This is a genomic window from Mesorhizobium sp. M1342 (assembly GCF_040317955.1).
Classification (GTDB): Bacteria; Pseudomonadota; Alphaproteobacteria; order Rhizobiales; family Rhizobiaceae; genus Mesorhizobium.
Genome location: NZ_JAMYLI010000014.1, coordinates 67,351 through 92,097, shown reverse-complemented (window position 1 = coordinate 92,097; position 24,747 = coordinate 67,351). Strand labels below are relative to the sequence as shown.

At 60.5% G+C, this 24,747-nt stretch carries 22 protein-coding genes and 2 pseudogenes; 23 read left to right on the top strand and 1 reads right to left on the bottom strand.

Annotated features, from left to right (window positions below):
• Nucleotides 1-307 precede the first annotated feature (307 nt).
• The 16 genes from NKH06_RS16475 to NKH06_RS16400 all read left to right on the top strand — a co-directional run bounded on the left by NKH06_RS16475 (nt 308) and on the right by NKH06_RS16400 (nt 15,378).
• Complete coding sequence (locus NKH06_RS16475) at nt 308-817, top strand: toll/interleukin-1 receptor domain-containing protein (RefSeq protein ID WP_352809040.1); 510 nt, start codon at nt 308-310, stop codon at nt 815-817.
• Between the two features lie 15 nt (nt 818-832).
• Entirely contained in the window at nt 833-1,432 is a 600-nt protein-coding gene (locus tag NKH06_RS16470) for a TIR domain-containing protein (RefSeq protein ID WP_352893428.1), read from the top strand.
• Nucleotides 1,429-2,589, top strand: a complete 1,161-nt coding sequence (gene thcB4, locus NKH06_RS16465) for a Thoeris type III anti-phage system protein ThcB4 (RefSeq protein ID WP_352809046.1) — start codon at nt 1,429-1,431, stop codon at nt 2,587-2,589. The genes NKH06_RS16470 and thcB4 overlap by 4 nt, the downstream gene beginning before the upstream one ends.
• Nucleotides 2,589-3,239, top strand: coding sequence for a Thoeris type III anti-phage system protein ThcA (gene thcA, locus NKH06_RS16460; RefSeq protein WP_352809048.1), 651 nt, complete (start codon nt 2,589-2,591; stop codon nt 3,237-3,239). Before thcB4 ends, thcA begins: the two co-directional genes overlap by 1 nt.
• 223 nt (nt 3,240-3,462) lie before the next feature.
• The gene (locus NKH06_RS16455; protein ID WP_352794724.1) at nt 3,463-5,493 is read left to right on the top strand and encodes a conjugal transfer protein TraG; all 2,031 of its coding nucleotides are present in this window, start codon (nt 3,463-3,465) and stop codon (nt 5,491-5,493) included.
• A gap of 119 nt (nt 5,494-5,612) precedes the next feature.
• Nucleotides 5,613-6,026: a hypothetical protein gene (locus NKH06_RS16450; protein WP_023711820.1), complete on the top strand. Its 414-nt coding sequence runs from the start codon at nt 5,613-5,615 to the stop codon at nt 6,024-6,026.
• Nucleotides 6,023-6,991 carry a P-type conjugative transfer ATPase TrbB gene (gene trbB, locus NKH06_RS16445; protein ID WP_352609757.1) on the top strand — a complete coding sequence of 323 codons (969 nt, stop codon included), beginning with the start codon at nt 6,023-6,025 and terminating at the stop codon, nt 6,989-6,991. Before NKH06_RS16450 ends, trbB begins: the two co-directional genes overlap by 4 nt.
• An 11-nt stretch (nt 6,992-7,002) precedes the next feature.
• Nucleotides 7,003-7,311 carry a TrbC/VirB2 family type IV secretion system protein gene (locus NKH06_RS16440; protein ID WP_352809054.1) on the top strand — a complete coding sequence of 103 codons (309 nt, stop codon included), beginning with the start codon at nt 7,003-7,005 and terminating at the stop codon, nt 7,309-7,311.
• A complete protein-coding gene (locus tag NKH06_RS16435) occupies nt 7,311-7,583 on the top strand; it encodes a VirB3 family type IV secretion system protein (RefSeq protein WP_023735761.1) in 273 nt (90 codons plus the stop codon). The genes NKH06_RS16440 and NKH06_RS16435 overlap by 1 nt, the downstream gene beginning before the upstream one ends.
• Nucleotides 7,577-10,027, top strand: coding sequence for a conjugal transfer protein TrbE (trbE, locus tag NKH06_RS16430; protein ID WP_352809057.1), 2,451 nt, complete (start codon nt 7,577-7,579; stop codon nt 10,025-10,027). The genes NKH06_RS16435 and trbE overlap by 7 nt, the downstream gene beginning before the upstream one ends.
• Nucleotides 10,024-10,749 (top strand): P-type conjugative transfer protein TrbJ, encoded by a 726-nt coding sequence (gene trbJ / locus NKH06_RS16425; RefSeq protein WP_023669263.1) that lies wholly within the window; start codon nt 10,024-10,026, stop codon nt 10,747-10,749. The genes trbE and trbJ overlap by 4 nt, the downstream gene beginning before the upstream one ends.
• Before the next feature lie 36 nt (nt 10,750-10,785).
• On the top strand, nt 10,786-12,108 hold the full coding sequence (trbL, locus tag NKH06_RS16420) for a P-type conjugative transfer protein TrbL (protein ID WP_352794726.1): 1,323 nt from the start codon (nt 10,786-10,788) through the stop codon (nt 12,106-12,108).
• A complete protein-coding gene (gene trbF, locus NKH06_RS16415) occupies nt 12,109-12,840 on the top strand; it encodes a conjugal transfer protein TrbF (RefSeq protein WP_023772758.1) in 732 nt (243 codons plus the stop codon).
• Nucleotides 12,830-13,858, top strand: a complete 1,029-nt coding sequence (gene trbG, locus NKH06_RS16410; RefSeq protein ID WP_352893426.1) for a P-type conjugative transfer protein TrbG — start codon at nt 12,830-12,832, stop codon at nt 13,856-13,858. Before trbF ends, trbG begins: the two co-directional genes overlap by 11 nt.
• 10 nt (nt 13,859-13,868) lie before the next feature.
• Nucleotides 13,869-15,086 carry a TraB/TrbI/VirB10 family type IV secretion system protein gene (locus tag NKH06_RS16405; RefSeq protein ID WP_352794728.1) on the top strand — a complete coding sequence of 406 codons (1,218 nt, stop codon included), beginning with the start codon at nt 13,869-13,871 and terminating at the stop codon, nt 15,084-15,086.
• A 13-nt stretch (nt 15,087-15,099) separates the two neighbouring features.
• Nucleotides 15,100-15,378 (top strand): DUF2274 domain-containing protein, encoded by a 279-nt coding sequence (locus NKH06_RS16400; protein ID WP_352794729.1) that lies wholly within the window; start codon nt 15,100-15,102, stop codon nt 15,376-15,378.
• A 105-nt stretch (nt 15,379-15,483) separates the two neighbouring features.
• On the opposite strand, the pseudogene NKH06_RS16395 reads toward NKH06_RS16400, so the two are convergent.
• A pseudogene (locus NKH06_RS16395) lies at nt 15,484-15,594 on the bottom strand (MucR family transcriptional regulator); the annotation flags it as partial.
• A 218-nt stretch (nt 15,595-15,812) separates the two neighbouring features.
• On the opposite strand from NKH06_RS16395, the gene NKH06_RS16390 reads away from it, so the two are divergent.
• From NKH06_RS16390 to NKH06_RS16355, 7 genes and pseudogenes are all read left to right on the top strand, one after another.
• Nucleotides 15,813-16,610, top strand: a complete 798-nt coding sequence (locus NKH06_RS16390; protein ID WP_352893425.1) for an ATP-binding protein — start codon at nt 15,813-15,815, stop codon at nt 16,608-16,610.
• A 248-nt stretch (nt 16,611-16,858) separates the two neighbouring features.
• Nucleotides 16,859-17,389 (top strand): annotated as a pseudogene (locus NKH06_RS32035) (tyrosine-type recombinase/integrase); the annotation flags it as partial.
• A 59-nt stretch (nt 17,390-17,448) separates the two neighbouring features.
• On the top strand, nt 17,449-20,409 hold the full coding sequence (locus tag NKH06_RS16375) for an ATP-binding protein (RefSeq protein WP_352794732.1): 2,961 nt from the start codon (nt 17,449-17,451) through the stop codon (nt 20,407-20,409).
• A complete protein-coding gene (locus NKH06_RS16370) occupies nt 20,406-22,070 on the top strand; it encodes a response regulator receiver domain (RefSeq protein WP_352809066.1) in 1,665 nt (554 codons plus the stop codon). The genes NKH06_RS16375 and NKH06_RS16370 overlap by 4 nt, the downstream gene beginning before the upstream one ends.
• Before the next feature lie 227 nt (nt 22,071-22,297).
• Nucleotides 22,298-22,759 carry a very short patch repair endonuclease gene (locus tag NKH06_RS16365; RefSeq protein WP_352794734.1) on the top strand — a complete coding sequence of 154 codons (462 nt, stop codon included), beginning with the start codon at nt 22,298-22,300 and terminating at the stop codon, nt 22,757-22,759.
• Between the two features lie 306 nt (nt 22,760-23,065).
• The gene (locus NKH06_RS16360; protein WP_352576291.1) at nt 23,066-23,362 is read left to right on the top strand and encodes a helix-turn-helix domain-containing protein; all 297 of its coding nucleotides are present in this window, start codon (nt 23,066-23,068) and stop codon (nt 23,360-23,362) included.
• A gap of 12 nt (nt 23,363-23,374) precedes the next feature.
• Complete coding sequence (locus NKH06_RS16355) at nt 23,375-24,685, top strand: type II toxin-antitoxin system HipA family toxin (protein ID WP_352794735.1); 1,311 nt, start codon at nt 23,375-23,377, stop codon at nt 24,683-24,685.
• Nucleotides 24,686-24,747: the final 62 nt, after the last annotated feature.

Here is a 24,747-nt window from a genome sequence, read left to right as displayed (position 1 = left end):
AATTAGAGCCCCTCCGTAACAGGCTGTTGAACGGCTCTCAGCCAAGCCGATTTTTGCTCAATCGTGCTATTCGATGCAAATTGCACAGTCGATTGTGTCAGATCCCAAAAATAAGCGCAGAGATATTTAGCCAAAAAATCTTCATGAATTCAAACCTGATTCTGCATTGAATAACACTGTGATTCTGACTGTTTTACTTGATTTGCTTTTGGGGTCGCAGGGAATAATTTCACTTTAAGATCGAGGCAGGGAACTCGCCTGAGGCTTCCGAATCAGACAAGAATCCGCGCTCGAGCGAGGGAATTACATGGCCATTGACCAAAACGACATTCGTAACTCGGCGAGCTACTCGACGGTAAGGAAATCAGCGAGCGAAGGGCGGGCGCAAAACAAACGTACGGCGTTTTTGTGTCACAGCCACCTTGACGCCGAACTCGCCAAAGGATTGCAGGGCTTCCTCCACAGAAATGGATGGGAGGTCTACATCGACTGGGAAGACGGGACGATGCCGGAGCGACCGGATCGCCGAACAGCGGAAAAAATCCAGGCGAAGATCCGCGACCTGGAGATGTTCTTCTTCCTCGCGACCCAGAATTCCATGGGAAGCCGTTGGTGTCCGTGGGAGATCGGGTATGCGGACGGGGTCAAAAGTCTGAATCGCATCCTTGTCATTCCCACACGCGACGGTCGCGGCGTTACGCACGGCAATGAGTATCTGGAGCTCTACCGACATCTCGATGAAGCCTCGACTGGCGGGATTGGGAGCTTCGACGCGGCGGGGAAGGGGATCCACCTTTACGGCAATCAGACGCTCTGAGTAGGAAAATAGCCAGTGTCGCGTAGAACGTTCTTTTCCTACCACTATTTATCCGACGTCTGGCGTGCGTGGAATGTTCGCAATTCATGGGTGGCGAAGCCTGACCATATCGACGTCGGATTTTTCGATAAAAGCGTGTTCGAGGCCTCCAAACGCGAAAATGACGACACGCTTAAGGCCTTTCTCCGTAGGGGACTCGAGAATACATCGGTGACTTGCGTCCTAACTGGAGCGGAGACTTGGCGGAGGCGCTGGGTGCGCTATGAGATCGCACGCAGCATCATCAAGGGCAACGGCTTGCTGACGGTCTACATCCATGGCGTCAAGGACAGGAGCGGATACACATCTACCAAGGGGTACGATCCACTCGCGCAGATGGGTGTCTACCGGAGCGGTGGTTCCATCTATCTCGCCGAGTGGAAAGGCGGAAAGTGGGTGTCTTATTCTGACTATAGACGTGCCATCCCAGAGAGTGACTTGTGGTTCGCTGCTCCCAAGACGGACGGCGTCGTCCAGATCTCGATTCACTGTATGGCCTATGACTACACGCAGCAGCGCGGACATCAGAACATAGGCGGATGGATTGAAACCGCAGCGGGGCTCGCAGGTCGATGAGTTTCTACGAGCTAGCAATACTTGGATCGCCGACCGAGAAAGAACGCATCGTGCTCGCGGCCACGATAGGAGAAATGATCGCCGATTTTGGCTTATCGGTCGGGACGGAAGTTCTGCTTCACGACGGCCAATCCGTTCGGAAGCGAGATTCGCGGAACGCTTTTGCGGCCGTTTATTTCGGCGGTGCCAAAGAGTTCGATGTCGATGTTGCAAACGAACTCAAAGACGCAAGCTTACCGATCATCCCTACGGTCGATCACTTGGGCGATTTTGGTGCCACAATCCCGCCCTCGCTGCAGTTCGCGAACGGGCTAAGGCGCCGGTCCGACGATCCGGCTCTGACGGAGCTTTCAGGAGCTGCCTTGGAATGCGTCGGCCTTCTGCGCGCGCAGCGCCGGGTATTTGTCAGCTACAGACGAACGGAGTCCCGAGCTGCGGCGTTGCAGCTTCATGACCTCCTCAACTCTCGAGGGTTCGACGTCTTCCTCGACACGCATGATATACGTCCTGGTGAACCTTTTCAGGATGTGCTGTGGCATCGGCTGGTCGACTCCGACGTTGTCGTTATGCTTGATACTCCCAGCTACTTCGCGAGCCGATGGACGCGGCAGGAGATTGGTCGTGCTCGGGCCAAGGAGATCCAAGTTATTCGTGTGATCTGGCCGGAACATACGCCGAGTCGTCTGATGGATATGGCTGAGACGGTATATCTCGATCCTGAAGAACTCCTCGGTCCTGATGGACCGATCGTAGATACAACGGCAGATTCGATCGTGCTCCGCGTGGAGCGACTCCGAAGCATGAGCATCGCCGCGCGGTACATGTCTATCACAGGCAAGCTCAGGGCGGACGTCGAGAAAATCGGCGGCGCGGTCGAAGCTGTGGGCGCCCACCGGGCAATTGCTGTGCGGCTGCTGAACGATCGCCTTATCTGGGCTTATCCGATCGTTGGTATCCCATCGGCCGAGACCTTGAACGACGTCGCCACGAAGGCAAAGAAGGCCGAACAGGGTGGGGTGCCCGTACTTGTTTACGATCACATCGGAATTCGCGATAGTTGGATTGCGCATCTCGCGTGGTTGGACGACCAGATTAAGGCAGTGAAGACGATACGGGTGTCCGAGGCAGGATGGGCCTTGGCAGGTATGGACGACTAATGGCTGACGCGATCTTCTTATCGGCGGGGGTTCCCGATCCGCGGCGTGGCCCAGAATTCGCGGCGACAGCAGATACCGTTGCCATAACCGCCGCGGTGTCCGCTCTCGCATACGTGGCGCTGGGGCGCAGGCGCCTTATCTGGGGCGGCCATCCGGCGATTACTCCAATGATCTTTGTCATGTCCGAGGGGATGAGCATCAACTACGCGGAGTGGGTGACGCTTTATCAGTCCGAGTTTTTCAAGGACGAGTTCCCTGAAGACAACAAGCGCTTCCGGAATGTCGTTTTCACGGAGAGGCTCAATGATGATCGTGAGGCGAGTTTGAGGCTCATGCGGCAACGCATGTTCGAGGAGCACGAGTTCAGCGCGGCGGTCTTCATCGGTGGCATGGGCGGAATCGTCGCGGAATACGAGATGTTCAGGCAACTTCAGCCGCATGCGAAAGTCATCCCGGTGACCTCTACCGGAGGAGCATCCCTCGACGTAGCCGCCAGGCTAGGCAAGGTGCCGTCTGACTTCCAGGACCAACGCGATTACGTCGCGCTGTTCCACGAGCACCTCGACATTTCCGTGAGAGAGGAGCGCTTCAGAGTTCCTGGAGATCAACCGGCGGTCGTCGAGGAGCGGTTCTGGCGACCTACGAACTAGATGTGAATGGCCGCTTACGCCAACCATGATCGAAAAGCTGCCACACCGCTCTCGGCCAATACAAGTCATTCGCTCGTGCCTTCGCGATGACATTTCTTGGCGCCCCCAATCTTCCAAGCTGCTACGTTCACTGCATCGCACGGGCGCGTATATTGGGTATCTTCAATATTCTGAAACGTCACGCCATCCTGCTTCCGTTTAACAAAACTCGGAGGCTGCGCCCATGACACCGACGAAGCTCCTTGTCGGTCAGATAGTCATTGTGTTCGCCATCGTCATTCTCGGCGTATGGACAGCGACTCAATGGTGCGCCCAAACTTTAGATTATCAGCCGCAACTCGGGCTCCCATGGTTTGTCGCAGCCGGATGGCCGATCTACAAGCCGTGGCAACTGTTCGAGTGGTGGTTCCATTTCGACGCATACGCGCCCGAGGTCTTCGACACGGCCGGGATGCTTGCGGCCACCACAGGCTTCATGGGCTGCGCGGCCGCCATCGCTGGCTCCCTCTGGCGTGCGCGGCAGCGCGGCCTAGTCACCACTTATGGCTCGTCGCGATGGGCCGTGTCTTGGGAGATCGAGAAGGCAGGGCTGTTTCGACCAGCCGGTGTTTTCCTTGGCAAGCTGAAGGACCGCTATCTTCGCCATGACGGGCCGGAGCACGTAATGGCCTTTGCTCCCACGCGCTCGGGCAAGGGTGTTGGACTGGTTGTTCCGACGCTTCTTTCCTGGACCGGCTCGGCCGTCATTCACGACATCAAAGGCGAGAACTGGCAGCTGACCGCCGGCTGGCGGTCGAAGTTCTCGTACTGTTTTTTGTTCAATCCGACCGATCCGAGGTCAGCACGCTACAACCCGCTACTTGAGGTGCGCAAAGACGTGAACGAGGTCCGCGATGTCCAGAACATCGCTGATGTCTTGGTGGATCCGGAAGGTGCGCTCGAGCGGCGCAATCATTGGGAGAAGACCAGTCACTCACTCTTGGTCGGCGCCATCTTGCACGTGCTCTATGCCGAAGAGGAAAAGACGCTCGCCCGCGTCGCCACCTTCCTGTCGGATCCGCAACGCTCCTTTGTCGCGACGCTGCAGCGGATGATGACGACCAATCACCTCGGCACGGCGGACAAGCCCCAGGTCCATCCGGTCGTGGCCTCCGCAGCGCGCGAGGTGCTGAACAAGTCGGAAAATGAGCGTTCTGGCGTGCTCTCGACCGCGATGTCGTTTCTCGGGCTCTATCGTGATCCGACAGTGGCCGCGGCAACATCGACCTGCGACTGGCGCATTGCGGACCTGATGGATGCCGAGCGGCCGATGTCGCTCTATCTGGTCGTGCCGCCGTCGGACATCTCGCGCACCAAGCCGCTGGTGAGACTGGTGCTCAATCAAATCGGCCGCAGGCTGACTGAGCGCCTGGAGGGTGACCCGAAGAAGAGCCGCAGGCATCAACTCCTCATGATGCTCGACGAATTCCCGGCGCTCGGACGCCTCGATTTCTTCGAGACCGCGCTTGCCTTCATGGCAGGCTACGGCATCCGCGCCTATCTGATCGCTCAATCCTTGAACCAGATCTCCAAGGCCTATGGCGAGAACAACGCCATTCTCGACAATTGCCATGTGCGGATTTCCTTTTCTTCCAATGACGAGCGCACGGCCAAACGCATCTCGGACGCGCTCGGTACAGCGACGGAACTCAGAACCATGCGTAACTATGCCGGCCATCGGCTGGCACCCTGGCTTTCGCACGTCATGGTGAGCCGCCAGGAAACTGCGCGACCGCTGTTGACACCAGGCGAGGTGATGCAATTGCCGCCTTCGGACGAGCTGGTGCTGATATCAGGATTGCCGCCGATCCGTGCGAACAAGCTCCGCTACTACGAGGACCAGAATTTCACCGAACGGGTGCTGCCGGCGCCGGTGTTGCGCGACGGTCTGTACGCGGACTGTCCTGCGTCGCGCCCCGACGATTGGAGCGGACTAGTCCGCAGTGTTGACCGCCGTCTCGCTGCAGATGACGAAAACGCCGGCGCGGCAATCGAAGAAGACGGCGGCGTGCAACAGCAGCGTCATCCCGGCCTGCCTGAAGACCACGTCGTCGTCTCTCAGGAGCCTGATCAAGACGACCTCTTCAATCTGGCGGACGATGACGCCGAGGCACTCGCAGACAAGCGCGTCATGGACCGGGTTTCCACCGCAGCCAGCGCCTACGGTATCAACGAGGGAAGGGGCGACGAAAAGGACATCATCCCCGGCTTCTAAGCGCTTTCGCAGCTCAGGCGTATCTCAGCGTAGATAACGCCCATAAGCGATTTTTCAGATATCGGCGATGTTCGTTCCCGCCGCCGGCGCATCAGCGCCGGCCAGTCGGAACGAGCCCCATGAAGCCCCATCGCATTCGCCACCAGTTTCTGCTCGAACCCGCGTTAAGCGAGAAGCTGGAAACGCTCAGCCGCAACCCGTCGACCACAAAATCGGCGATCGTTGCGAAAGCGGTCGAGGCCTTCATCGAGCGGCGTGGCGAGAACGAACTCGACAATCGTTATGGCAGGCGTCTCGACCGTCTTTCCCGCGACCTCGACCATATCCGAACCGATGTCGAGGTGATCCTGGAGAGCCTCGCACTCTTCATACGCTTTTCGATTACGCTTCATTCCCACACGCCGGTCCCGGATCGGGCGACACAGGCGATTGCCCAAGAGCGCTTTGACAAATTCGTCGAGCAGGTCGGTCGCCAGATCGCCTCCGGGAAGCGCTCGCTTGGCAACGGCAATGGCAATGGAGGCGAAGGATGAGCTCTCATCCCGCAGCCGACCACCGCCGCCGCGCCATGCTGCGCACAGCCATGGGCCACGCGATCACCGAGGCCCTTGCCGATCCGACCGTCATCGAGGTGATGGTCAACCCCGACGGCGCGCTGCGGCTCGACCGGTTGGGAGAAGGCCGGGTCGATACCGGCGTGCATATGCATCCTTCCGAGGCCGAACGCATCGTCCGCCTCGTTGCCTCTCACGTGCGCGCCGAGGCGCATGCGGACAACCCAATCGTCAGTGCCGAACTACCCTCAGGCGAGCGTTTCGAGGGCCTGTTGCCGCCAATCGTCTTGGCGCCATGCTTTGCGATCCGCAAGCCGGCAGCTAAACTCTACACGCTGGCCAACTATGTCGCCGATCGCATCATGCTCCCGCTGCAGGCTGATGCCCTGAGGAAGGCGGTACGCGAGCGGCGCAACATCCTGGTCGCCGGCGGCACATCATCGGGCAAAACGACCCTTGCCAATGCTCTTCTGGCAGAAGTCGCCGAATGCGATGAGCGGGTGATCCTCATTGAGGACACCCGCGAGCTGCAATGCGCGGCCAAGGACTGTGTTGCGCTGAGGACGAGGCGGGGCTCCGTCACACTTGCCGATCTCGTACGCTCGACCCTACGGCTGAGGCCCGACCGCATCATCGTCGGCGAAGTCAGAGGCGCGGAAGCGCTCGACATGCTGAAGGCGTGGAACACCGGTCACCCCGGCGGCATCACCACGGTCCACGCCAGTTCGGCGCGCTCGGCCCTCTACCGGATCGAGCAGCTCGCCCAGGAAGCGGTCGTCACCGTTCCCCGCCGGCTGATCGCCGATGCTGTCAACCTGATTGTCTTCATCGCCGGACGCGGATCGTCGCGCCGCATAGACGCGATTGCCGAGGTCACAGGCCTCGACGGCAGTGGCGACTACGCCGTTGGCCAGCTCACTCTTCCGCAACTCCAGCAGCTTTGAAAGGTCATCTCATGCGCAAGAAAACTTGCTTTCTTTCGTCCGCCGCCGTCGCGCTTCTTCTCACGGCCCAGGCTCACGCTGCCGGCTCCGGCATGCCCTGGGAACAGCCGCTTCAGCAGATCCTGGAATCGGTGCAGGGGCCGGTGGCCAAGATCGTTGCCGTGATCATCATCATAACCACTGGCCTTACCCTTGCGTTCGGCGACACGGCCGGCGGTTTCCGCCGGCTGATCCAGATCGTCTTTGGCCTGTCGATTGCCTTCGCGGCCTCGAGCTTCTTTCTCTCCTTCTTCTCCTTTGGTGGCGGGGCGCTCGTCTGATGGCCATGGGAGAGAAGCATATCCAAGGCTTCGAGGTGCCCGTCCACCGGGCGCTGACTGAGCCGATCCTGCTCGGTGGCGCGCCGCGGGCGGTGGCGATCCTTAACGGCACCGCGGCCGCCGCAATCGGCCTTGGCCTGCAGCAGTGGATTGGCGGTCTAGTGCTCTGGATCGCCGGCCACACGCTCGCGGTCTTTGCCGCACGGCGCGACCCGGACTTTGCCAGCGTACTTGTCCGTCATCTTCGTCAGAAGGGCTGGCTTGCATGCTGAAGCTTTCCGAATACCGCGGCAAAGCCGACCGGCTTGCCGACCATCTGCCCTGGGCAGCACTCGTCGCGCCCGGCATCGTGCTCAACAAGGATGGCAGCTTCCAACGGACATTGCGGTTTCGTGGCCCCGACCTTGAAAGCGCGACGGAGGCCGAACTTATCGGCATATGCGCGCGGGCAAACAATGCGCTGAGAAGGCTCGGCTCTGGCTGGGCGCTGTTCTTCGAGGCCGAGCGCATCGAAGCGCTGGGCTATCCGAGCTCGGCCCTTCCCGATGCTGCCTCATGGCTGATCGATGAGGAACGGCGCGCGGCCTTCGAGGGCAAGGTCGCGCATTTCGAGAGCATCTATCATCTGACCTTGGTCTTCATGCCAGGGCCCGATGGCCAAGCGCGCGCGGAAAGTGCTCTCGTCGACTCGCATCACTTGGGAGGGGAAAGAGACTGGCGCCAGGAGCTTGCCCGGTTCCGAGACGAGACTGACCGCGTTCTCGATCTTCTTTCGGGCTTCGTGCCCGAGGTGCGCGCGCTCGACGATGCCGAGACCCTGACGTACCTGCACGGCACGATCTCGACCCGCCGTCATCCCGTTGCCGTGCCTGAAACGCCAATGTATCTCGACGGCGTCCTGGTTGACGCGCCGCTGACCGGCGGCCTAGAGCCGATGCTGGGCGAACAGCATCTGCGCACGCTGACAGTTCTCGGCTTTCCGAACGTCACCCGGCCAGGAATCCTTGATGCGCTCAATAACCAGGATTTCGCCTATCGCTGGGTGACGCGCTTCATTCCACTCGACAAGGCGGAAGCCACGAAGACGCTGACTCGGCTCCGCCGGCAGTGGTTTGCCAAGCGCAAATCGATCGCGGCTATTCTGCGCGAGGTGGTGACCAACGAACCGGTGCCTCTCGTCGACAGCGACGCCGACAACAAGGCGCTCGATGCCGATGCAGCACTGCAGGCATTGGGCGGCGATCATGTCGGCTTCGGCTATCTCACCACAACGGTGACGGTGTGGGATCAGAACCGTAAAGCCGCCGCGGAAAAGCTTCGCGCCGTCGAGCGGATCGTCAACGGGCTCGGCTTCACCACCATTCGCGAAAGCATCAATGCCGTCGAAGCGTGGCTTGGTTCATTGCCGGGTCATGTCTACGCCAACGTTCGCCAGCCGCTCGTTCACACGCTTAACCTTGCCCATCTCATGCCGCTGTCGTCCGTGTGGGCAGGTCCAGCGGAGAACGAGCACCTTGCCGAGGTCACCGGCGATTACGCTCCGCCGCTTCTTTTCGCCGAAACCAGCGGCTCGACGCCGTTTCGGCTTTCGACCCATATCGGCGATGTCGGCCACATGCTGATTGTCGGGCCGACCGGTGCCGGCAAGTCGGTTCTGCTTGCCCTGATCGCTTTGCAGTTCCGGCGCTACGTTGGCGCGCAAATCTATGTCTTCGACAAAGGCAATTCGGCCCGCGCCGCCGCGCTTGCCATGGGCGGCGACCACCATGCGTTGGGTGCGAATGGTGGGCTTGCTTTCCAGCCGCTGCGCCACATCGACGACCCGGCCACACAGAGCTGGGCGGCCGAATGGATCGCCGGCCTCATTGCCCACGAGAATGTCACCGTCACCCCGGAGGTGAAGGAGGCAATCTGGTCGGCGCTCACCAGCCTCGCCACCGCGCCGGCGCAGGAACGCACGCTGACTGGCCTGTCGGTCCTGCTTCAGTCCAATGCGCTCAAATCGGCGTTGATGCCCTACACGCTCGACGGTCCATTCGGCCGCCTGCTCGATGCCGATGACGACCGGCTGGCCATCTCGGATGTGCAGTGTTTCGAAACCCAGGAGCTGATGCACAGCCAAGGCGCTGTGCTGCCTGTGCTTACCTATCTGTTCCATCGTCTTGAGGACCGGTTTGACGGGCGGCCGACGCTGCTCATGCTCGACGAGGCCTGGGTCTATCTCGACAACCCGCTCTTTGCCGCCCGCATCCGCGAATGGCTTAAGGTGCTGCGTAAGAAAAACGTCTCCGTCATCTTCGCGACGCAGTCGCTTGCCGACATCGCCGGCTCTTCTATCGCACCCGCAATCGTCGAGAGCTGCCCGCAGCGCATTTTTCTCCCCAATGATCGTGCGGTGGAGCCGCAGGCACGGGCAGCCTATGAGCGCTTCGGTCTTAATGAGCGACAGATCGAATTGGTCGCCCGCGCCACGCCGAAGCGCCACTACTATCTGCAGTCGCGCCGCGGCAATCGCCTCTTCGAGCTCGGCCTAGGCCCGATCGCTCTTGCGCTTTGCGGCGCCTCCGACCCGGCCGCCCAGAACCTGATCGACAATATTCTTTCCGAAGAAGGGCAGGGCAGCTTTGCCGCCCGTTTCTTCAGTGCGCGCGACCTGGATTGGGCTGCCGAGCTTCTCCAGCAATTTCCTCAACCTAACAAGGAGCAATCGTCATGATCGGACGCCGCCTTTTTACTAGCCTGGTCACCGTTTCCCTGATCGCCAAACCGATGGCTGACTACGTCCAGCCGGCCTATGCGCTAATCGTGTTTGACCCGTCCAACTATACGCAGAATGTGCTGTCGGCAGCACGCGCATTGGAGCAGATCAACAACCAAATCCAGTCGCTTCAGAACCAGGCGACCATGCTGCAGAACATGGCGCGCAACCTTCAGCGCCTGGATTTCTCTTCCGTGGGCCAGCTTACCGGCTCGCTCCAACGGATTGACGGGCTGATGACCCAGGCGAGCGGCCTGAGCTTCGATCTCGACAAGCTGCAGGACCAGTGGCGCCAGCAATATCCGGAAAGCTACGACGCCACCATCAAGGTCAGCGATGTGGCGAGCGCCGCGCGCGAGCGCTGGCAGAGCGCCATGCAGGCGTTCCGCCAGACCATGAGCGCGCAGTCGCAGATCGTCGAGAACGTGCAGGCCGATGGCGACCTGCTTACCGATCTCGTCAATCGCAGTCAGGGCGCGGCAGGTGCCCTCGAGGCAAGCCAGGCTACCAATCAGCTGATCGCGCTTTCGACCAAGCAGCAGATGCAGATCCAGACGCTGCTTGCGACCCAGTTCCGGGCCGAGGCCGAGGATGCGGCGCGCAAGGCGCAGTCTGAGGAAGCCGCTCGCGAGACGACGAAGCGTTTCCTGGGCACCGGCACGGCTTATCCCGGCAACTGAGCGGCAGTTCTTCAAGACAACGAGGAAGGCGGCGACATGAACGACCTCGGAGTCATCGATCGCTTCATGGAGACCTTTACCCGCTACATTGACAGTGGGTTCGGTCTGCTTTCGGGCGACGTCGCCTTTCTCAGCACCATTCTGATCGGCATTGACATCACGCTCGCGGGCTTGGTCTGGGCGTTCGGCGGCGAGCCCAACATACTTGGCCGGCTTGTTCGCAAAGTGCTCTATGTCGGCGCCTTCGCCTTCGTCCTGAACAATTTCAAGAACCTCGCCGACATAATTTACCGCTCCTTTGCCGGTCTCGGCATCAACGCATCGGCCGGCAACCTGTCCGCCGACAGTCTCCTGCGGCCAGGCCGCATTGCCGCGGCCGGCTTCGAGGGCGCCTGGCCGCTCCTCAATCAAGCGAGCCAGCTTGTAGGCTTCCCCGAGATCTTCGGTAACGCGCTCACCATCTTCGTGCTGCTTCTGGCCTGGTTCCTGGTCCTCATCGCATTCTTCATTCTTTCCATCCAGCTCTTCATCACCATCCTCGAGTTCAAGCTCACCACGCTGGCCGGCTTCGTCCTGGTGCCCTTCGCGCTCTGGAACCGCTCGGCGTTTCTGGCCGAGCGCGTGCTCGGCAATGTGATTTCGTCGGGCATCAAGGTGATGGTGCTTGCCGTCATCGTCGGCATCGGCTCCACGCTCTTTGGCGAGTTCGCTTCCGCCCTGCAGGGCCAGGAGCCGGACCTGGCGGCGGCCATGTCTCAGGTGCTGGGTGCGCTGGCGCTGCTTGGGCTCGGCATTTTCGGCCCCGGGATTGCCTCGGGCATTGTTTCCGGCGCGCCGCAGCTTGGCGCCGGCGCGGCACTTGGAACAACGGCGGCCGCAGCTGGATCAACGCTCGTTTCCGGAGGCGCTGCGTTTGCCGGCGCGCGCATGGCAACAGGCGGCGGCCTCGCCGCAGTCCGTGCCGGCGCCGCCGTGGGGTCCGCTGCCACCGTCGCTTGGCAGACGGGGCGCGCGACATCGCCCGAGTCCGGGCTGTCCGGGGTAGCTGCTGGGCTGCAGGGGGTTGCGAGTGCCGCTAGCGGCGCCGCGATGCGGGGAATGCGATCCGCAGCAGAACCATTCCGCCGTAGTGCCGACGCCGGTCGCGATGCCGGCTGGACCGCGACCGGCGGCATGCCGACCAGCTCGATGAGCGGAAGCTCTCCAGTTATAGCTCCCGCGGCCGCGCCTGCCTGGGCAAGGCGTCTGCGTTCCGAACAGACCGCACGCGCCCATCGCAATGCTGCCACGCAGGCGGTGCGCGATGGAGATCGGGGCGGAAGCGGCGCCAATCCCTCCCTCAATGACAAGGAAGACTAGATGCTCTTCAAGCGACCCGTTCAGCGCTATGGAAAGACGCCCGAACCCGTAACACCCTACCAGAAGGCCAGCCAACTCTGGGATGAGCGCATCGGCGCGGCGCGCGTGCAGGCCAAGAACTGGCGCTTCATGGCCTTTGGCTGCCTGGCTCTGACGACGGGGCTTTCCGGTGGGCTTCTGTGGCAGTCGATGCAGGGCCGCGTCGTGCCTTATGTCGTCGAGGTCGACCGCTTTGGCGAGGCGCACGCGGTCGCGCCGGCAGTCCAAAACTACCAGCCCGACGATGCCCAGATCGCCTGGCATCTCAGCCGCTTCATCCAGAATGTTCGTTCGGTTTCCACCGATGCGGTTCTGGTGCGGCAGAATTGGCTGTCGGCCTACGACTTTGCCACCGACCGAGCGGCGCTCTTCCTCAACGAATATGCCAAGGCGAACGACCCTTTCGGCCAAATCGGCACGCGCAGCGTATCAGTGCAGGTGACCAGCGTGGTCAGGGCTTCCGACAGCTCGTTCCAGGTCAAATGGACCGAGCAGGTGTTCGAGCGCGGCAGCCTCGCCAGCACGACGCGCTGGATTGGGATTCTCACCATCCTCATCCGCCCGCCTAGGACAACCGAGCAGCTGCGCAAGAACCCGCTCGGCGTCTTCATCAACGCCATCGACTGGTCGCGCGAGCTCGACAGCGCCGCGCCAACCCCCCTTTCCCCTAAGGAGCCCGCCAATGACAAATAGACCCCCATTGCTTCGTGCTGCCTTGATCCTGTCGGCGTCTGCTGCGGTTCTTTCGGCCTGTGCCTCGAAGCCAGTGCCGCCGCCTCAGATTTCCTATGACCACGAGGACTTCAAACCAGCCGCGATCGAGAAGGCGCCGGAGAAGCCGGTCAAGGTCGTGGAAGTGCCGAAACCGTTACCGTTGCCTGGTCAGTTGATGCCCGCACCCGGCAAGCCCGCCCCAGATAAGCGCTCGCCGGAAGAACAGGTCGCCGATGCCAACAAGGCGGCGACGCAACAACCCACCAAGTTTGGCTATGTCAATGCGGTGCAGGTTTACCCCTTTGCCGACGGCGCGCTCTACCAGCTCTACGCCGCGCCGGAGCGCGTCACAGATATCTCATTGCAGCGGGGCGAGAAGCTGACCTCGGTCTCAGCCGGCGATACGGTCCGTTGGGTGATCGGTGACACCGTTAGTGGCTCAGGCGATGACCAGCGCACTCATGTGCTGGTGAAGCCATTCGCGCCGGGGCTTGCCACCAATCTGGTCATCACGACGGACAGGCGATCCTATCACCTGCAGCTTCAAAGCACTGAGAAAACTGCCATGGCGGCGCTCTCCTGGATTTACAGCGAAGACCAACTCGTGGCGCTTCGGCGGCGCAACGCTCAGGCCGAGGCTGAAATGCCCGCGGCCTCGAACGTAGCACTCGAAAACATCCGCTTCCGCTATTCGATCACCGGCGACACGCCGCCGTGGAGACCGCCCCGCGCCTTCGATGATGGCAGCAAGGTCTACATAGAGTTCCCGAAGCGCATCGATCAGGGCGAGGCGCCACCGCTCTTCATCGTCGGTGCTGACGGGGACAACCAGCTCGTCAACTATCGGATGCACGGCAACTACTACATCGTCGATCGCCTCTTTGCTGCGGCCGAGCTAAGGCTGGGCACCAAACAGCAGCAGGTGGTGCGCATTACGAGAACCGACGGTCGGCAACCTCCGCGGCGGGTTTCGCTGTTTTCGCGTTTTGGCAGGTGAGGGGAGGCTCATGACCGATACTTCCCATCCGAATGCTCCGCCGAAGCTCAATCCCGAACAGCTGCAGCTGCGAGCCTCGCCCCGCCGAGCGGTGCGGTTCAGGCGCGGCATAATCGTCGCGATCGCTGCTGTTGGTTCCGGCGCCGTTTTTGGCGTCACGATGATGGCGCTGCAGGGGCCTGCGTTGCGCCTGAAGCAGCAGGCCGAAGAGCTTTACAGCACCGACCGCAAGCCGACCGCCGAGGGACTTGAATCGCTGCCCAAGGACTATTCCGGGATTAAGCCAAAGGCTCCGGTGCTTGGACCGCCGCTGCCCGGGGATCTCGGCCGTCCTATTCTCGAGCACCAGCGCCAGCTTGGCATCGCGCCCGGGCAAGACGTTTCCGCCGAGGCGCAGCGGCTTGCACAACAAGCCATTGAAGCGCGCGAGTCGCAAGTCCTCTTCCGCATCGAAAACCGGCCCCAGCAGACGGAAGCTTTTGGCAATGGGCGGGGCGGACGTTCACCTTTCGAGACGGCGCCTCAGCAGCCAGATACCGAAGGCACGCGAGCTTCCGTCGCCCCGGCCGAGGGCGACCAGAACAACCAACAGCGCAAGCTCGATTTTATCGATCAACGGAACACCAGCGGGATCTACAATCCGCATGCGCGGCAGACGCCGGCCTCGCCCTATCAGATCATGGCCGGCAGCGTGATTGCGGCAAGCCTGATCACCGGCATCAATTCCGACTTGCCCGGCCTCGTCGTCGCGCAGGTTACCGAGAATGTGCGCGACAGCGTCACCGGCAGCATCCTGCTCATCCCGCAGGGCTCACGGCTGATCGGCACCTACGATAGCGTTGTAGCCTTTGGCCAAAGGCGCGCTCTGTTGGTGTGGCAACGCATTGTGATGCCGGACGGCTCATCGATCGAAATCGACAATCTGCCCGTGACCGACGCGGCCGGCTATGCCGGGCTCGAGGACAAGGTGGATTTCCATACTTGGCAGCTGATCAAGGGCATCGCCGTGGCCACATTGCTGGGGGTTGGTACCGAGTTGACCTTTGGGGAAAACGAAAGCGACTTGGTCAAGGCGATTCGTGAATCCACCCAGCAGAACGTCAGTCAAGCCGGCCAACGGATCACTGAAAAGAACCTGAACGTCCAACCCACGATCACCGTCCGCCCTGGTTGGCCGTTGCGCGTCATCGTGCACAAGGACCTCGTGTTGCGGCCATACACGGGGTGAACAGGAGGACTTCATGGCTAACCTGAAACTCGGAAAACTTCCGGACCGGACACCTTCGAAGATCACCATCACCGTTGCCGCCGACTTGAGCCAAGCACTCAACGACTATGCCGCACTTTACCGTGAGACCTATGGCGAGTCCGAAACGGTGGCGGAACTGATCCCCTTTATGCTGGTCGGGTTCCTGGAAGGCGACCGGGCGTTTGCCAAGGCCAGAAAGGAAGGTCTGCCGGGCGCCGGCGCGTCTGAGAAACCAGGAAGGCAATCATCTTCCACACTGGACAAAGGTTAGCGCTTGGTGTCGTTTTGGAGCAGCTAGGTTCTTGATCCTGACCGCGTTGCCGCCGGTCCCAGCGAGCGTTTCGCACAATTTGAGATCAGGCTTTCGCTTTACGCTTTAGGAAGGTTTCTTGGCCGGAGCAGCCTTCCTTCCCAAATCTAACGATTTTGCCAGCGCTGATCGGGCGGCCGAATAGTTCGGAGCGACCATGGGATAGTCCTTCGCCAGGCACCTTATCTCGGTGTCCACGAAACCGGCAGCAGGCCAATCCGGCTTGCCGAGCGCCTGGAGCGTGCCGATCGTACGCGCGAGGCGAAAGCAAACCTCGCCAACGACCTGAAGCGATTGCAGGATAGTCGCGAGATCCTCGATGCTGAAATTTCGGCCATGAGCGCAGCAAGAACGAGGTCCTGAGCGTCTTTGGCGTATCCACCTTATCCGAAGTCGTGCAACGAGACGAACTCCTGCGCGACAGGGATCGTCTGCGCGCTACGGTCGCCGAACTCGAGGAACAGGTGTCGGCCGAGCTCGCGGTGGAAGGGTTCGAGCAGGCGCGTTCGATATTGGATGTTCTCGATCTGAATAGCCTGGCCATCGAGAAGGCTGAAGGCGAGCAACGGCTTCGGGATCTTGTCGAAGCGATACAGCAACAACTCATTCGGCAGACGCGAGCGGCCGACAAGCTGGACGATATCGGCGGCGACAGCGCTGTTGCCCGCATAGATGCCGAACGACGCACAGTCCTTCTGGAGATCCAAGAAAAGGCCATCCGCTACATCGAGCTGAAATTGGGCGTCATGGCCGCCGGGAACGCTCTGCGCGTCTATCGGGAGCGCCATCGATCCGGAATGATGGCGCGGGCATCCGACGCTTTCGCGCTTATGACGCGTGGCCAGTACTCAGGCCTGACAACCCAACCGGTCAAGGGTGGCGAAGTGCTCATCGCATTACAGCGCGACGGGCAGTCCAAGGTCGCGGACGGGCTGTCGAAGGGCGCGCGTTTTCAGCTTTATCTGGCCCTGCGGCTTGCAGGATATTACGAGTTCGCACAGTTTCGGCCCTCCGTGCCCTTCATTGCCGACGACATCATGGAAACCTTCGACCATTTCCGGTCAGAGGAGGTTTTCCGGTTGTTTGGAGAGATGGCGAGTGCCGGTCAGGTAATCTACCTCACGCATCATCAGCACCTGTGCGAGATCGCCAAGACTGTTGTGCCTGGCGTAGCGATTCATAATCTCGGATGAGATTATACTTGCGTTGCTGACATACCGTGCCGTTCGATGTTTTACCTTAGCTAGTCTAATCGACATTCCAAGCGCCGGCCTTCGCGTCCGCTTTGCGCCAGAGAACGAACCCGCTCGCGGGAGGGGCGCGGGCTTTGGGGTGTGTGCTTCGTCGGCAGCGTCGGTGAGGCTTTGATCGATCAGGGGTGACGGACGGCCATCGGCCTCCGAGCATGAAGTGTCAACCTTCAGCTTGAGAGGAGCATCCGATGACCGTCCCTACGCATCCATCCAGCAGCGCGCTTCGCGAGCGCATGATCGAAGACATGTCCATGCGCGGCCTCACCGAGGATACGCGCCGTGACTATATCCGTTGCGTGAAGGCGTTTGCAGCCTTCATCGGGCGCTCGCCCGACACGGCAACGACTGAGGATCTTCGCCGTTTCCAACTGCACCAGACGCAAGCCGGCATGCACGCCCGGCATCAACAGCTCGGTCTCGGCGCTGCGCTTCTTCTTCACCGTGACGCTCGACCGGCCCGATCTTTCCCGCCGTCTCACGATCATCCACGAGCCGCGCAAGCTGCCGCTGGTGCTGAGCGTCGAGGAGGTGGCGCGGCTGCTCGAAGCCGCACCGGGTCCGAAGTACAAGGCCGCCCTCGGCACCGCCTACGGCGCCGGGTTGCGGGTCTCGGAGATCGTGGCGCTCAAGGTGACCGATATCGACTCGACGCGCATGCTGATCCGCGTCGAGCAGGGCAAGGGGGCAAGGACCGCCACGCCATGCTGTCGCCGCAACTGCGAGCACCTGATTTCGGTCCGCAATGGCTAGGATCCAGACGCGCGCACGTGCGGTCGACATGTTAGGCAGGCAACAGATTGCCGGCGTACAAAACGCTTTGGTCGAACTGTTCAAGAATGCCCATGACGCCTACGCCGAACGGATCGCCGTCGATTTCTTCGAGGATTTCGGCGCGAACGGTGAAGGCTTCCTGATCGTGCGCGACAACGGCATCGGAATGACAGAGGCCGATTTCGTCAACAAGTGGTTGGTCCTCGGGACGGAGAGCAAGGCGATCGCGAGCACCCCACCCTATCGGCCAACGGATGCGTGGCCCAGACCGATCACCGGCGAGAAAGGCATCGGGCGACTGGCCATCGCCTTGCTCGGCGAACAGACCCTCGTCCTCACCCGGGCCGTACGTGCCGATGGTACGCATGACCTGGTTGCGGGCCTCTTGCACTGGGGATTATTTGAGATTCCCGGCCTCAACCTCGAGGAGATCGAGGTGCCCGTCGAAACGGTTGTCGGCGGCGGCTTGCCGAGTGTAGACGTGCTCGAATGCATGCGCAGGCAACTCATTGACTGCGCGCGTAGAATTCATGCTGACCATCCAGATGCGGATGTCGATCGGATCATCTCAGATATCGAGGGCTTCCAACCAGATCTCGGCAGCGTGTACAGTTATCTAAAAGAGACTGAGGACGACCATCTCACATTGGATGCGGGCGGGCTCGGCACACATTTTCTGATTGCCCCGAGCAATCCCGTCATCAAGCTGGATCTAGCCAACGAAGAGCGTGAGGACGATTACGGGTTCCGCAAGCAACTCCTCGGATTCTCCGACGCGGTGTTCGCGGAAGACAGCTCGCCTCGCCTGACCACTTCATTCCGGCGCTGGCGCGGAGGCGACACGGCAGGCGAAGAACTTCTCGACCCCAAAACTTTTTTCTCTCGGCACGAGCTTCTCGAACTGTCCGATCACCTATTGGACGGCAGGGTCGATGCGTTCGGCCAGTTTAAGGGAATGCTGCGGGTCTACGACAAGGATTATGATCTTGTCATTCCATGGGGCGCCGCCAACGGGCGGATGACGAAGTGCGGCCCCTTCGCAATCAATTTCGGCTACCTCATGGGACGACCGACGGAATCCTTGCTTCCACCCGAGATTTATCATCCGCTCAACGACAAGCTGGACCATATGGGCGGTCTCTACGTCTATCGGGACGGCGTGAGAATTCTGCCTTACGGCGACTATTCGTTCGACTGGATCGATACGGAGAAGCGCCGGAACAAGGGCGCGGGCTACTATTTCTTTTCGGCAAGGCGCATGTTCGGTGCGGTTCAGCTGACCCGCGCCGATAACTACGAACTGCAAGAAAAGGCCGGACGTGAGGGGTTCCAGCAGAATGAAGCCTACCGGCAGATCCGTGACATCCTGATCAACCTACTGATCTACTTGGCCGCCGAGTTCTTCAGAAAATCGGGTGCCAATGCCGAAGCATTCGAAACGGCCCAAGGCGAAATCCGTAAGCGTTCCGCCGCCCTTGAGCGCCAGCAGAAACGGTCGGCAACGAAGAGGCGGAACTTCGCCAACTCCCTGGACGCCTTTTCGGAGGACCTTCGTTCAGGCCTGCCGACGTCGGAAGTCGCGAACCTAATGCACCTGACCCAATCGCGCATGGACGCAGCTGCCAAACTTCCCGATCAGGATAAAGCCGCAACTGCGCTTATCCGCGCAGAGCAGGAAGCTATCAAGTCGATCTCCGAGCTGAGGCAGAAATACACCAAGAAACGACCCGCCGGCGTGGCTCTAGGTAAGGAACTGCAGCGTGATTGGGATGGCTATGCCCTTGAGAGGCAACGCCTTGAGGCCGAAGTGTTCGCTCCGTTCGAGCAGCAGGTCGCCAGAACGCTCGGCGCGGTAGCCGAACAGGCACGGGTCTATGTCGACCAGCGCAAGCGGCTCGAGGAGCGAATCAAGTCGCTCGCCAACGAACGCAAGAAAGACCTGGCCGAAGCGAGCCGTCAGGCCAACGCCACAGCGGCCGATACACGACAGACCGTTTTGACGATTACCGAGCGAGCCCGCCTGGCCCTCGATGAAACCGTTCGTGCCATCGAGGCGGACCTCAATCGAACTGATCTCGCGGGTATGGACCCCGAGCGCATCGACGAAATGAGACGCCGTTGGGAAGACCAACTGACGGAAATTGAAGGGCGCCATCGCGATGCATTGATGGCTGCGCGCGATATGCTGGCTTCCTTGGCCGAAAACCTGCGGGCCTCCGACGGTGAGGAACCGGCGCAGGTCATGCAGGCAATGGAAGAGCGGATGTTGGCGCTCGAAGAGCAGGCCGACGAGGATTTCGAGATGGTTCAGCTAGGCCTGGCCGTCGCCATCATCAACCACGAATTCGCCGCCTCGATTAAACGCGTCCGGAGAAGCATTCAGGAACTGGGCCAGATTTCACGCCGAAGCGACGGCTTGCGGCCGCTTTACGAGTCGATCAGATCCAATTTCGAGCACCTCGACGGACATCTGAATTTGTTCACTCCGTTGCAACGCCGCTTGCAACGAGCGGCGGTAAGGATCGACGGGCGCGAAATTCTGAACTACTGCAACGACCTATTCGCCAACCGGCTCGAACGCCACAAGGTAGAATTGATCCCCACGGACGCGTTCGTCGATGCCGTTGTCGAGTGCTACCCTTCGACGCTGTATCCGGCGGTCATCAACATAGTCGACAACGCCCTCCACTGGTTGAACTCGGTATCCTCGGACAGACGGATCGAGCTCCATGCGGATGCGAATGGGATTTATATTTCGAACAACGGGCCAGCGATCGAGCCGGTTGACGGCCAGCGCATCTTCGAGCGGGGTTTCAGTCGCAAGACCGGCGGTCGGGGTCTCGGCCTGTTCATCTCCGCCAAAGCCCTCGAAGCCGAAGGGTTGTCCCTGGCTCTGAGCGAACCGCCGCGGGCGGACTACGCCATCACCTTCGCCATCAGCATTAAGAACATCGAGGCCCGTAAGTGACGTCAGCACAGGAATTCGCTCTGACCGCCGCGCGCAAATACTTGCAAAGCGTGGTGTTCGTTGATGACGAGATATATGTGCCCGTGCGCGAGGCGACAGAAGACGTCAAAGTCGGCGATATCGGCCCCCGGCGTATGCAGGTTTACGCCAAGGTGATGCAGCCTTCCGAACCGGCGGATCATGCGGCACGGCCAGCGGATGACGAGAAGGCGGTCAAGACAGTCGATCCGGCGGGCGGCCTGTACCATCCGAAGCAGTTGGTGGAGAGCTTTGCCAGGCAGCGTATGGTCTGCGCCCTTTACGAGCCGTCGAGGAATTTCGATACCGACCCGGAATCGGAGATTTTTAAGCTATGCGAGCGCGCCGATGCTGTGATCCTAGATTGGGATTTTCACGGCGAGCCCGGCAAGAAGGTCATCGAATTGCTTGGCCACCTCATGACGGCGGCTCAGACTACGGTGCCGCATCACGTGAGACTATGCGCCGTCTACACCTCCACCCCCAACCTTCAACATGTCGCCTCTCAGCTGTATGACACACTCAAACAGCAAGGGCTCGACATCAAGACTGACGGTCCTTTCGACCTGAATGCCGGGTCGTCGCGCATCATCGTTCTCGGCAAACCGTCGACCACCGGACGCCCGGCTGATCAGAATAAGGCCGAGGTGAAGGAAGTCGACCTAGCAGACCGCATTATCACCGAATTCGCGCGTATGCACGAGGGTATCCTACCCTCCATGGCCCTGCACGGGCTGGCGAGCGTCCGGACCAATACCAAGAAGATCCTGGACAAGTTCCGCAAGGATATGGACGGCGCATTCCTCACCCACCGTGGCCTCATCTATCCCGGTGACGATGCCTTCGAGCAGATTCCAGAGCTCCTGGCCGAGGAAGCGCTCGCTGTCATGATCGACACCAGCATCAGTCTGACCGATGCTACCAAGATTGCCGAGGACGCGATCGACGCCATGACGATCAGAACTGCCTGGGTGACCAAGGCCAAGGCGGCGACCAAGCCGGGTGAGTACCCTATTAAGCTTCTGAAGGAGGGGCCGGTTGACGTTCGCAAGGAAATTGAGCTGAACCCGAAGCAGCTGAAGGATCTCCACGACGAGCTCGACCCTGGGAAAGCCTTCGCGGCGCAACGATTGGCCGCCCTCTACGCCTCTCGGACCCAATACGGTAAGGATCGATACCTCGATTTCGGGACTATCGTGCGGTACGCCAAGCCGGTGGAAGGCAAGCCCGATGAGATACGGTATGCGATATGTCTGATGCCACTCTGTGACTGTGTCCGGCTGAAGCCCGGCGCTTGGTACCAGTTCCCGTTCTGGGACCTTCGACCTAGTGTCGGCAAAGGTCAGGGCAAGGGCATCGTGGTCGAATTGCCGGCAAAAGAGGGCTTCGTCGAACTGTTCAGCCTGGGGAAGCCACGTGATCAGCTATGGCTTGATGATTTTCAGGCCGGTGACCAGCGCATGGTGACCGCCGGTGGCGGCAAGGATTTCGCTTTTACCGGAAAGAGTAGGGACCCGCAGTGGATCGCGCAGCTCAAACCGGCTCATGCCCAGCGTATCGCTCAGGACATCGGCACATCGTTCGCGCGAGTGGGCGTCATCGAGGCGGAATGGCTCAGGTTGAAGGCCGATCGACAAGACTGACGGCGGCGATCGAGCGTCCTACGTGAGAAGGCCACGCATTTGCTTGATCAATGCCGGCGCTAGTGCGAAACAGGGGTCAGCAGGCAGGCAGGGCACTCCGCAATGGCCACCGGCTCCAGTTGGGGACCGGTGCAGGCCCATTCTGCAGCCCTTGAGGTAATGGTTTAGGGCTGCTTTGTGAAGTTGTCCCAAGCCCGGTAGGCGGCCTCAATAAATCCAGGCGTCAAATGATCGATATCGTCGACAACGATACAAGGTCGCGCATGATGGCGGGAATCGGCGGCAGGAACACGCGGCCGGAGCGTCGCCTGCGTGCCGCGCTGCATGCACGAGGGCTGCGATTCCGAATCCACGCGAAGGAATTGCCGGGCAATCCAGACGTCGTCCTGCCTCGCTTTCGCGCCGCCATCTTTGTTCATGGCTGCTTCTGGCATCGCCACCCCGGATGCCGTTATGCGACCATGCCCGCGACACGTCCCGAATTCTGGCAGGAGAAATTTGCCAAAAATGTGCGTCGTGATGCTGCAGCGGTCACCGTGCTCCGGGAAATGGAGTGGCGGGTCGCCATCGTCTGGGAGTGCGCCCTCAGGACAGCTGCAGATGTTGAAGTTTCTGTCGCGACATTGTCAGCTTGGCTACATGATTGTGAAGACCTGCTCGAGATTGGTAGTGAAAGCGCTCGCCTCTGATCAGAGTCAGCTGCCGCCTAACGACAGCTTGTTGCGATCTCCTCCAAATGGGGACGGTCCGCTCCCGGCCCAACAACGTCGTTCCAGTTCTCGACCAGCGCGCGGTCATTCTCGATGGTACCGTGTCGAAAGGTTTGATCGCACATGCCGAAAATGTTTGCATGGCGCAGTTTATATCGGCTCGTATATGGGGACTGCCGATATGGCAACCTATATATAGCGGTAAATTGATATACCAGCGTATATTGACACCCGTCATATAGGGTCCTATATCGGGCTAGCTCAGGCAGAAAAATCATATAGGCCATGAAGATCAGAACAGCTCGCGACATTGGTATCCTGATCAAGGAGGCCCGCACCCGGCGCGGCCTGTCCCAGGCTGCCTTGGCCAAGATGATCAACACCACGCAGACGTGGGTGTCGTGGATCGAGAACGGCAAGCCCAGCGCCGAGATCGGCAACGTGCTGCTGGCGCTGACCACGCTTGGTGTGGAGCTGGACTTTCAGATCCCGCCGGCGCCGACGTCGGCTGCTGATCATCATCATAATGCCGATGAACGGCATGTCGACGATGACGACGACGAGATTCCCTACAAGCTCTAGGTGACGATGATCATGGTGAACCCCATCGACACCCTCGACGTCTATATCGCTGGCAGACTGGTTGGGTGGCTCCACCACCTGCAGGGCGGCAAGCTTTCGTTCTCCTATCACGAGGCATGGATGGAGGGCCGGGTGGCGATCCCGCTCTCCCTGTCCATGCCGACGATCACCAGGACATACGAGGGCAAGGTCGTCGAGGCATTCCTCTGGGGTCTGCTGCCGGATAATGAGCAGACCCTCGCCAGATGGGCGCAGAGGTTCCAGGTCTCCGCGCGAAACCCGTTTGCCCTGCTCAAGAATGTCGGCCGCGACTGCGCCGGCGCCGTCCAGTTCCTTCCTCGTGGCGACCAGGTTTCCCGCGGCGAGAACGTGGAGTTGCTCACCGAGGCGCAGATCGGCGACCGCCTGCGCGACCTGCGCAAGGATGGTGCAGCGACCCGGCGAATTGGCGATCCTGGTCAGTTCAGTCTCGCTGGTGCGCAGGCAAAGACGGCGTTCCATTTCGACAAGGGCAGCAATCGCTGGGGGATCCCTCTAGGCGACACACCCACGACACACATCTTCAAGCCGCCTTTGCCGCACTTGCACGGGCATACCGAGAACGAGCATTTCTGCCTGCAGCTTGCATCCAAGCTCGGCATGGACGCTGCACATAGCCAGGTTCTCGACTTCGCAGGCGAAAAGGCGATCGTTATCGAGCGCTACGACCGCCGCAACATCGAGGGCAAGACCATCCGCATCCATCAGGAGGACATGTGCCAGGCCCTGTCGGTGATGCCGACGCTCAAGTACGAGAACCAGGGTGGGCCAGGTATCACGACGATCTCCAGAAGGGTGCTGTCGGCCTCCCTCGACCCCGTCCAAGACCGTCAGATCTTCATGGCCGCGAACGTCTTCAACTGGATCATCGTCGGCACGGACGCGCATGCAAAGAACTACTCGATACTGCTCGGTGCCCAGGGCGAGGCCCGCCTAGCTCCGCTCTACGACATCTCCTCCATTCTGCCGCACCTCGGGGGAGAGATCCAATCTGAGATGCGCGACCTTAAACTGGCGATGAAGATCGACAGAGTCTATCCCATCGAGGAGATCATGCCGCGCCACTGGGGGCGCTGTGCGTCCTCAGCAAAGGTTGGCGGCGAGTACACGGTGCGGACCATCCGCCATCAGCTCGCGGTGATGCCCGATATGGCATCGGAGTGCGCCCAAGAGCTTCGCCAGGAGGGGATCATCCATGAGATCGTTTGTCGCCTCGTCGACGCGATCGCGACGCGCATCAAGGGCTTGTCCCGGATCTATGGAGAGGAAGGTTGTGGAGGTTAAAGTCGGGCGGGGATAGCGGATCCACGGACTATGCCGGCGAAATGGACGGACCGCACACTGCC